The following is a 278-nucleotide window of genomic DNA, read 5'->3' as shown; positions in this document are numbered from 1 at the left end:
TACAATCTGTTATATCTGATAACTTGTTTCCGGAAGTACAACACATCTCGGATGTTAAACAAGTCATCGAGGAAATGAAAACCAACGCCCAGGAGCTGCAAGAATGGCAGATCAGGGCAATTATTTATTTAAGAGCATTGGGAAGTAACAGCTATCTGCATGGAGACGTGAACCCTTATGACAAATTAATAAAATTTATCATGGAAGGAAAAGTCCATGTAGCAGATCCCGATTACTATATCAAAACTATTGAAAGCCTTATCCCAAAACCTCCAAAA

Annotated in this window: 1 protein-coding gene; it reads left to right on the top strand. The window is 37.8% G+C overall.

The genetic code is table 11. The features are described from left to right. Positions 1–74: 74 nt before the first annotated feature. Positions 75–278 (top strand): hypothetical protein (locus SB679_RS23940; RefSeq protein ID WP_410704740.1); only part of this gene is annotated, 204 nt, incomplete at its 3' end.

This window comes from Chryseobacterium sp. SIMBA_029, assembly GCF_046535275.1.
Lineage (GTDB): Bacteria > Bacteroidota > Bacteroidia > Flavobacteriales > Weeksellaceae > Chryseobacterium.
The sequence above is the reverse complement of the archived record's forward strand: the minus strand, read 5'-3'. Positions and strand labels throughout refer to the sequence as shown.